Origin of the sequence: Stenotrophomonas sp. 2YAF22 (genome assembly GCF_052114665.1) — a bacterium.
GTDB lineage: Bacteria > Pseudomonadota > Gammaproteobacteria > Xanthomonadales > Xanthomonadaceae > Stenotrophomonas > Stenotrophomonas indicatrix.
On record NZ_JBFRFE010000147.1, the window covers coordinates 1 to 7,745 of the forward strand.

Sequence of the window (7,745 nt, forward strand, 5' to 3'; positions counted from 1 at the left end):
TACACGCGGTCCAGCGCCGCGCCACCGTCGACGGCGTTGCGCAGCGTGGAGGCGGCGCCGTCGGCGGCAACCACCAGATCGAACGGTCCGTGCGTGCGACCGTCGCTGTCGCGCAGCCGCCCCTGCTGGTGATCGACCTCGACGATGGTTGTGCCCACGTGCAGCTCGCCGGCGCCTTCACGCGCCTGGTCCAGCACCGAGAACAACGCCCCGCGCTGCATGCCCATGCCGTGCAGGCGCGTATCCAGGCCGTCATAGCCCATGTCCATCACCGCGCGCTCGCACGGCGTATCGCCATACAGCCTTCGCACCGGCATGGCGTAGCCACGCACGGCATCGAGCAGGCCCATCTGCCACAGCACCTGCAGTCCGCTGGGCTGCAGCAGGAATCCCGCACCCACCGGCCCGGGGGTCGGCACGCGTTCGAAGATCTCCACCTCGTGGCCATCACGGGTGAGCAGGATGGCCAATGCCTGGCCAGCGGTGCCGTATCCAATCACGGCGATGCGCAGTCGTTCCGTCATGACCGCATTGTGCCATCGGCGCAGGGGCGGTACATCAGCTGCCCCCTCTTCCGAGCAGATGTGCATCGGGCTCCGCCACCACTGCCGGCTCTCCTGCGAATGTCCCCCGGCAGCCTCTGCGCGGCTGCCTCCTCCTTTACTTCGCAGGAGAGCCGACAGTGGTGGCGGCGCTCAGCTTTCATGGCATCTGCCGGCGCGCGCGATTCCGCAACGGGAGCGCCTGTCCTTGCGTGCGAAGTAAAGGAGGAGGCGATGGCCGCAGGCCGGCGCCGGGGGACATTCGCACGCAAGGACAGGCGCTCCCGCCGCAAGAGCATCTTCACGGCCAGCAAAAAAAAACCCCGCCGAAGCGGGGTTTTCAACGCACTATCGAGTGGATCACTCGGCCGGAACGATGTTCGAGGCCTGGGCGCCCTTCGGGCCCTGGGTCACGTCGTAGGTGACCTTCTGGCCTTCCTGCAGACTGCGGAAGCCCTTGGAGTTGATCGCGGAGAAGTGCGCGAAGACGTCGGCGCTGCCGTCCTCCGGCGAGATGAAGCCAAATCCCTTGGCGTCGTTGAACCACTTGACGGTACCGTTCGGCATGGTGATGCGTGACCTTATGCAATGAATGGGTGGTGTACGCTGAACCCGCGCACAAGCTGAGTATGCAAAGCTTGTTACGCGAAGACAATCACCCCCGCGCCAATTCGCCGACCAGTTCCGGAAGTCCGTTGCTGGCGGCCTGCACATTGGCGAGCACTTCGGCCATGGTGATCTCCTCACCATCACCGCACCCAGCGGCCCAGTTGGCAACGATCGCCAGGCAGGCGTAATCCAGCCCCAGCTCACGCGCCAGCGCCGCTTCGGGCATGCCGGTCATGCCGACCAGATCGCAGCCATCGCGGCGCATGCGCGCGATCTCGGCGATGGTTTCCAGCCGCGGTCCCTGGGTCGCGCCATAGCAGCCGCCATCGTGGACCTTCACACCGGTCACCTTCGCCGCCGCCAGGATCTTGCTGCGCAGCATCGGCGTATACGGATGGCCAAAGTCGACGTGCACCACGTCGGTGCCCTCTTCTTCGCAGATCGTGCTGATGCGGCCCCAGGTGTAATCGATTACCTGATCCGGGCAGGCCAGCACGCGCGGACCGAAATCGTCACCGATGCCACCCACCGTGTTCAGCGCCAGCACCCGCTGCGCGCCGATCTGCTGCAGCGCGGCCAGGTTGGCCCGGTAGTTGATCTTGTGCGGCGGCAGCGAATGGCCTTCACCATGGCGTGCAAGGAAGGCCACGCGATGACCGAGCAATGTCCCGACCCGCACCGGGCCGGACGGCTTGCCGAAGCGGGTGTCGACTTCGTGGGTCTGCACGTCGTCAAGCTTGGCCAGGTTGTAGACACCGGTACCGCCAATCACGGCCAGGGCGATCTGTTGCATGAAAAGCACTCCAGAGAAAAAAGAACGCCGGCACCCGAGGATGCCGGCGGCAGGAAACGCAGGCCGCAAGCGGCCGCGTTGTTATTCCTTCATCGCGTAGATGGCCGGCACGCAGCGCAGGGTTTCGTTGACGTCCATGCCGAAACCGAACACGTAGCGATCCGGCAGCTCGATGCCTGCGTAGTCGGCGGTGACGTCCGGCAGCGCGCGATCGTGCTTCTTCACGGTCATCGCAGCAATGCGCACGTCGGTCGCGCCCTGCTCCAGGCACCAGGTGCGCACGCCCTGCAGGGTGTAACCCTCGTCGAGGATGTCATCGACCAGCAGCACGCGGCGGCCGAACAGCGCCGTGGCCGGCTTGTGCTTCCACACCAGGTCACCGCCGGTGGTCTCACCGCGGTAGCGGGTGGCGTGCAGGTAATCGAACTGCACGTCCTGGCCACGCGCGCCCAGCTCCAGTGCCAGCTGGCCTGCGAACGGCAGCGCACCGTGCATGATCGACAGGAACAGCGGCACCTCGCCCTGGTAGTCGCGCGCAATGGCGTCGGCGATGCCGGCAATGGCCTTGTCGATGGTGGGACGGTCGACCAGCAGGTCGGCTTGGGCCAGGGCCTGGGAAATGGTGAGGTTCGGCATCAGACGGTTCTTCCAAGGGTTTGCAGCAGACGGGATTGGGTGTCGCCATGGCGGGCATCGGCCAGCAGGCCATCCCAGCCAAGCGCGCCGCGGCCGAGCAGGCCCAGCAGCGCAGCGGTATTGAGGGAGCGTCCCTGCACCGCGTGCAGGGCTTCATCGACCAGCTCCGGGTGGCAGACCAGCACCACATCGCAGCCGGCATCCAGGTGTGCGTGCACGCGAGCCGRCACGCCACCGGCGCTGTGCGAGGCGGCCATGCCGATGTCATCGGAGAACACCACACCGCGGAAGCCGAGCTCACCACGCAGGATCTGCTGGATCCAGCGCGGCGAGTAACCAGCGGGTTCCGGTGCGACCTGCGGGTAGATCACGTGCGCCATCATCACCGCATCGGCGCCGGCGGCGATACCGGCCGCGAACGGGACCAGATCCTGTGCGCGCAGTTCATCCAGCGCACGCGGATCGATCGCGGTATCCACATGGGTGTCTTCCAGCACGGTGCCATGGCCGGGGAAATGCTTGAGGGTGGCGGCCATGCCGACCGCGTGCATGCCGCGCACGTAGGCGGCGGTGAACGCGGCCACGACCTGCGGGTCATCACTGAAGGCACGGTTGCCGATGGCGCGATTGCCACGACCAAGATCGACCACCGGGGCGAAACTCAGGTCCACGCCGCTGGCACGGACTTCACTGGCCATCAGCCAGGCGTGCTGCTCGGCCAATGCCAGCGCAGCGTCCGGATCCCTGGCGAACTGGGCACCGATGTCCTGCAGCGGCGGCAGTTCGCTGAAGCCCTCGCGGAAGCGCTGCACGCGACCGCCTTCCTGGTCCACGCAGATCAACTGCGGACGCGGTACGGCGGCGCGGATCGCCGCGGACAGTTCGGTCACCTGCTGCCGTGAAGCGAAGTTGCGCTTGAACAGCACCACCCCGGCCACAGCATCGTGCTGCAGCCACTCGCGTTCCTGGGCGGTCAGTTCAGTACCGGCAACGCCGATCAGCAGCATGGTCGATCTCCACAACGGGCGCCCGCATGGCGCAGTGCCGCATTGTCGCAGAACCGGCCAACAGGCGCAGTGGTCAAAAAAGGGGACGGAGGGGATCAAGGCGCAATCGACCCCTCAGTGCCGGATGCGACTTGATCCCCTCCGTCCCCTGTCGCGGGTCGGTCAGACCTTGCAGCCGTCCGCGCCGCAGGCGTCGTCGCCGCCTTCCGGGGCACCCTCAGCGCCCTGCCCCGCCGCCTGCTCGGCGGCGATCTGGCGCAGCGCGTTGGCGAAGGCTTCCGGGGGCTGGGCTCCGGAAACCGCCCAGCGGCCGTCGATGACGAAGGTGGGCACCGAGGAGATACCCAGTGCGTGGGCCTGTGCCAGGCCCGCTTCCACCTCGGCCAGGCCACGATCGCCGGCCAGCATCTGCTGGATCTCGTCTGCGCCCAGACCGCCCGCAGCGCCGGCCTCGACCAGCACCGCCGGGTCGGCCAGATTCTGTCCATGCTCGAAATGGGCGCGGAACAGCGCCTCGCCGACCGCCTCCTGCACGCCGTGCTGGCCAGCCAGCCACAACAGGCGATGCGCCGGCAGCGTGGTTACCCGCACCTGGCCCTGGCTGAAGTCCATCGGCAGGCCCTCGGCCCGCGCAGTGGTCTGGGTCTGGCCCAGAATCTGCTCGGTGCGCTCGGCACCGCCGAACTTGCGCACATAGGCCTCGCGCAGCGGCACCGGGGTGGCGTCCGCATCCGGGTCAAGCTGGAACGGCTGCCAGTGGATCTCAAGTTCGGGCGCATCGGCGCCCAGCAACTGCACACCCTGCTGGAAGCGATGCTTGCCGATCCAGCACCAGGGGCAGACCACGTCGGAGTAGATGTCGATTCTCATCCCCCCGACATGGGGGCCGACACCCTCGAAAAAAGGGGACGGATGGTTTCACCACTGTGAATAGGGGCGGCTGGCCAGAGCGACGTTGTAGTAGCGGGCGTCGTCGGTCACTTCGGCGCCGATCCAGTCCGGCAGGTCGATGGCCTGGTCGGCGCTGTCCAGCTCGACTTCAGCGACCACCAGGCCGGCGTTGTCGCCGAGGAACTCATCCACTTCCCAGGTCAGGCCGGCGTACTCGACCAGATGCCGGCGCTTGTCGATCAGGCCGCCGACGCACAGCGCCAGCAGGTCGCGCGCATCCTGCACCGGAATCGGGTAGTCGAACTCCTGCCGGGTATGGCCCAGGGTGCGCGACTTCAGGTTCAGCGCGGCCTTGTCGCCTTCGATGCGGACCCGCACCGAGGCGTTCTGGGTGCCGCGGTCGAGCGCGCCCAGATCGTTGATGTAGCCCTGCGCCATCGGGATGACCCGGTGCGCGGCGGTGCGCCACCCATCATGGGTGACGAGGAATTTGCGTTCGATTTCGATGCCCATGGGCACAGTATGCGGCTCACGCCAGACGCTGCCTATCGGCGCGGCGACGGGCACGACTACACTGCGCGGCCCCCAACCACGGAATGGTCGCTCATGATGCTTTCCCATCGCCTTCGTCGCTGTCTTGCCCTGTCGGCGCTGCTGCCGTGCGCCGTTGCCAGCGCCGGATCGGCGGTCGTACCTTCGCTGCAGCAGGCACAGGCCGCAATGGACGGGATGTTTGATCAGGCCATTGCCGATCGCCCCGCCAGCGACAGCAGCCGCCTGGTTGCCGAGACCTTCCGGCCCCGTCTGCAAACCCTGGACAGCTGTGCACCCGCCGAGGCCGGCGACGCCGTCGATTGCATCGCCACCGCCAGCGCAGGCATCAAATCGCGACCGCAGCTGCTGCGGCTGGCGCTGGTGGACGGCGTGTGGACCCTGCCTGACCAGCGCAATGTGCCCGTACCGGCGCCGCCCCGGGAAAGGGTGCAGGCGCTGTTGCGCGAACGGATCGCCGGGCAAGCGCAGCAGCAGGCTGACCCTGCCCTGCGCGCACGCTTCGAACAGGCTGCCAGCACCCTGCAGGTGCAGGAAGTGAGGAACTGCGAGGTCGCCAGCGACAGGGCCGCCATCGAATGCACCGTGCGCGCGGGCGACGGCAGCGAGCACGGCGAGCAGTCCATGGCCTTCGTGCGCGTGGACGGCCAGTGGCAGAACGCCCCGGCCGACTGACCGCATTGCCTGCCTGCAAGCGGCAAGGCAGACGCCGGGCAGCCCCCGGCGCTGCAGGCATCAGCGCTTTTCGAACACCGCGATGCTTTCCACGTGCGCGGTATGCGGGAACATGTCCATCGCACCGGCGCTGACCAGGGTGAAGCCCTGTTCGTTGACCAGGTAGCCGGCATCGCGGGCCAGCGAGCCCGGATGGCAGCTGACATAGACGATACGCTTGAACTGCTTCAACGGCAGCTGCTGCAGCACTTCGATGGCGCCCGAACGCGGCGGATCCAGCAGCAGCTTGTCAAAGCCCTGGCGCATCCACGCCGTGCTGCGCTGGTCCTGGGTCAGGTCAGCGCTGTAGAACTGCGCGTTGGCCAGCCCGTTGCGCTCGGCGTTCTCACGCGCACGCGCCACCAGCCCGGCATCACCTTCCACGCCCACCACTTCGCGCACCTTGCGCRCCAGCGGCAGGGTGAAGTTGCCCAGGCCACAGAACAGGTCCAGCACGCGCTCGTCGGCACCCGGTTCAAGCAGGTCCAGCGCGTGGGCGATCATCTTCTCGTTGAGCTTGGCATTGACCTGGATGAAATCCAGCGGACGGAACGCCAGTTCGACATCCCACGGCGCCAGCCGGAACGAAAGCGCCACGCCCTGCCCGTCCAGCGGCTGTACGGTATCCACGCCGCCCGACTGCAGGTAGATGACAAAGCCGTGCTGTTGGCCAAAGGCCGCCCAGGCGGCCCGATCGGCATCACTCAGCGGCTGCAGGTGGCGCACGGTCAGCACCACGGCCTGGTCACCGGCGATGAACTCGATCTGCGGGATGTCGCGCTTGCCATCCAGGGATTCGATGAAGGTCGACAGCACCTCCACCTTGGTGCCGATTTCCGGGATCACGGTCAGGCACTGCTGCAGGTCCGCGACGAAGCGCGGGTCCTGCTCGCGGAAGCCGACCAGGGTCTTGTCCTTCTTCTCGACCCGGCGCACCGAGAACCGGCCCTTGCGGCGGTAGCCCCAGCTGTCACCCACCAGCGGCGGCAGCACGGTGCCCGGCTTCACATGGCCGATGCGCTCCAGGTTGTCCATCAGCACGCGCTGCTTGGCGACGATCTGCTGGTCTTCGTCCAGGTGCTGCAGCACGCAGCCGGCGCAGGTGCCGAAATGCGGGCACTTGGGGGTCACCCGCTGCGGCGAGGCCTGCAGCACTTCCACCGTGCGCGCCTCATCGAAGTGGCGGCTGCGGGCGGTTTGTTCGGCCATCACCACTTCGCCCGGTAGGGCGCCGCTGATGAAGGTGACCTTGCCGCCCTCGCCTTCACGGCGGGCAACACCGCGACCATCATGGCTGAGGTCGAGGATCTCGGTCTGGAAGGGAGTACGGTCGATGCGGGAGCGGGATCGGGCCACGTGGCAACAGGCTGCGGGCAAAAGTGGGGGCGTATTGTCGCAGATCCTGACCAGCGGGGCCGCTGGCCGCTTGCGCCCGCCGCCGCCGTGCTTGATGATTGACCCCAGCTGACATGGAGGCAGCCCTGATGCAGATGACCCCGCGGGCCAGTCGACCCCGCTTCCTGCTTGTCGAGGACGACATCATCAGCCGTGGTTTTTTCAAAGCGGCGTTGGAAACGTTACCAGCGGATGTGGACACCGCCGACTCACTGGCCAGCGCCCTGGCGCGCGCCGAGCCCGGTGCCCACGATCTGTGGCTGATCGACGTCAACTTGCCTGATGGCAACGGTGCCCAGCTGTTGCACCAGCTGCGCCGCTCGCACCCGGACACCCCGGCGCTGGCGCATACCGCCGACGGCGATGCTGCCATTCACGCCCGCCTGCGCGAGGCGGGTTTCAGCGACACCCTGGTCAAACCGCTGGGCCGTGACCAACTGCTGAAGGCGGTCCGTCGCGCGCTGGTCAACAGCCCCGCCGGTTCCACGGTGCCGCCGGCGGCGGTCGAGCTGGCCCTGGAGGACTGGGACGAAACCGCCGCCCTGGCCGCGCTCAATGGCCAGCGCAACCACCTGATCGCCCTGCGCGAGCTGTTCCTGGCCGAAC

Annotated in this window: 10 protein-coding genes; 2 read left to right on the top strand and 8 right to left on the bottom strand. The window is 67.4% G+C overall.

The genetic code is table 11. The annotated features are described in order from the left end of the window. The 7 genes from AB4Y84_RS08090 to AB4Y84_RS08120 form a co-directional block, all read right to left on the bottom strand. On the bottom strand, positions 1 to 524 hold a 524-nt coding region (locus AB4Y84_RS08090), incomplete at its 3' end, for an FAD-dependent oxidoreductase (protein WP_442249968.1). Positions 525 to 902: 378 nt separating this feature from the next. Beyond that, positions 903 to 1,109, bottom strand: coding sequence for a transcription antiterminator/RNA stability regulator CspE (gene cspE / locus AB4Y84_RS08095; protein WP_019183439.1), 207 nt, complete (start codon positions 1,107 to 1,109; stop codon positions 903 to 905). A gap of 88 nt (positions 1,110 to 1,197) precedes the next feature. After that, entirely contained in the window at positions 1,198 to 1,944 is a 747-nt protein-coding gene (locus AB4Y84_RS08100) for an S-methyl-5'-thioinosine phosphorylase (RefSeq protein ID WP_025879179.1), read from the bottom strand. An 81-nt stretch (positions 1,945 to 2,025) separates the two neighbouring features. Further along, positions 2,026 to 2,580 (bottom strand): hypoxanthine-guanine phosphoribosyltransferase, encoded by a 555-nt coding sequence (locus AB4Y84_RS08105; RefSeq protein ID WP_025879180.1) that lies wholly within the window; start codon positions 2,578 to 2,580, stop codon positions 2,026 to 2,028. Next, on the bottom strand, positions 2,580 to 3,587 hold the full coding sequence (nagZ, locus tag AB4Y84_RS08110; protein ID WP_442249969.1) for a beta-N-acetylhexosaminidase: 1,008 nt from the start codon (positions 3,585 to 3,587) through the stop codon (positions 2,580 to 2,582). Before nagZ ends, AB4Y84_RS08105 begins: the two co-directional genes overlap by 1 nt. A 162-nt stretch (positions 3,588 to 3,749) precedes the next feature. Continuing rightward, positions 3,750 to 4,457, bottom strand: a complete 708-nt coding sequence (locus tag AB4Y84_RS08115; RefSeq protein WP_223496118.1) for a DsbA family oxidoreductase — start codon at positions 4,455 to 4,457, stop codon at positions 3,750 to 3,752. Between the two features lie 48 nt (positions 4,458 to 4,505). Further along, positions 4,506 to 4,991 (bottom strand): CYTH domain-containing protein, encoded by a 486-nt coding sequence (locus AB4Y84_RS08120; RefSeq protein WP_088101523.1) that lies wholly within the window; start codon positions 4,989 to 4,991, stop codon positions 4,506 to 4,508. Here AB4Y84_RS08120 and AB4Y84_RS08125 point away from each other — a divergent pair. Then, on the top strand, positions 4,953 to 5,705 hold the full coding sequence (locus AB4Y84_RS08125) for a hypothetical protein (protein WP_363732220.1): 753 nt from the start codon (positions 4,953 to 4,955) through the stop codon (positions 5,703 to 5,705). The genes AB4Y84_RS08120 and AB4Y84_RS08125 overlap by 39 nt on opposite strands. Before the next feature lie 60 nt (positions 5,706 to 5,765). Here AB4Y84_RS08125 and rlmD read toward each other — a convergent pair whose 3' ends face one another. After that, positions 5,766 to 7,100 carry a 23S rRNA (uracil(1939)-C(5))-methyltransferase RlmD gene (rlmD, locus tag AB4Y84_RS08130; RefSeq protein WP_442249970.1) on the bottom strand — a complete coding sequence of 445 codons (1,335 nt, stop codon included), beginning with the start codon at positions 7,098 to 7,100 and terminating at the stop codon, positions 5,766 to 5,768. A gap of 128 nt (positions 7,101 to 7,228) precedes the next feature. On the opposite strand from rlmD, the gene AB4Y84_RS08135 reads away from it, so the two are divergent. Beyond that, positions 7,229 to 7,745, top strand: a 517-nt coding sequence (locus AB4Y84_RS08135; RefSeq protein ID WP_442249971.1) for a response regulator, incomplete at its 3' end; no start/stop codon positions are given.

What these genes read in the sequence shown, in the direction of transcription:
- cspE (WP_019183439.1), bottom strand. Translation starts at nt 1,109, where the DNA reads ATGCCGAACGGTACCGTCAAGTGGTTCAACGACGCCAAGGGATTTGGC.
- AB4Y84_RS08100 (WP_025879179.1), bottom strand. Translation starts at nt 1,944, where the DNA reads ATGCAACAGATCGCCCTGGCCGTGATTGGCGGTACCGGTGTCTACAAC.
- AB4Y84_RS08105 (WP_025879180.1), bottom strand. Translation starts at nt 2,580, where the DNA reads ATGCCGAACCTCACCATTTCCCAGGCCCTGGCCCAAGCCGACCTGCTG.
- AB4Y84_RS08115 (WP_223496118.1), bottom strand. Translation starts at nt 4,457, where the DNA reads ATGAGAATCGACATCTACTCCGACGTGGTCTGCCCCTGGTGCTGGATC.
- AB4Y84_RS08125 (WP_363732220.1), top strand. Translation starts at nt 4,953, where the DNA reads ATGGGTGACGAGGAATTTGCGTTCGATTTCGATGCCCATGGGCACAGT.
- AB4Y84_RS08120 (WP_088101523.1), bottom strand. Translation starts at nt 4,991, where the DNA reads ATGGGCATCGAAATCGAACGCAAATTCCTCGTCACCCATGATGGGTGG.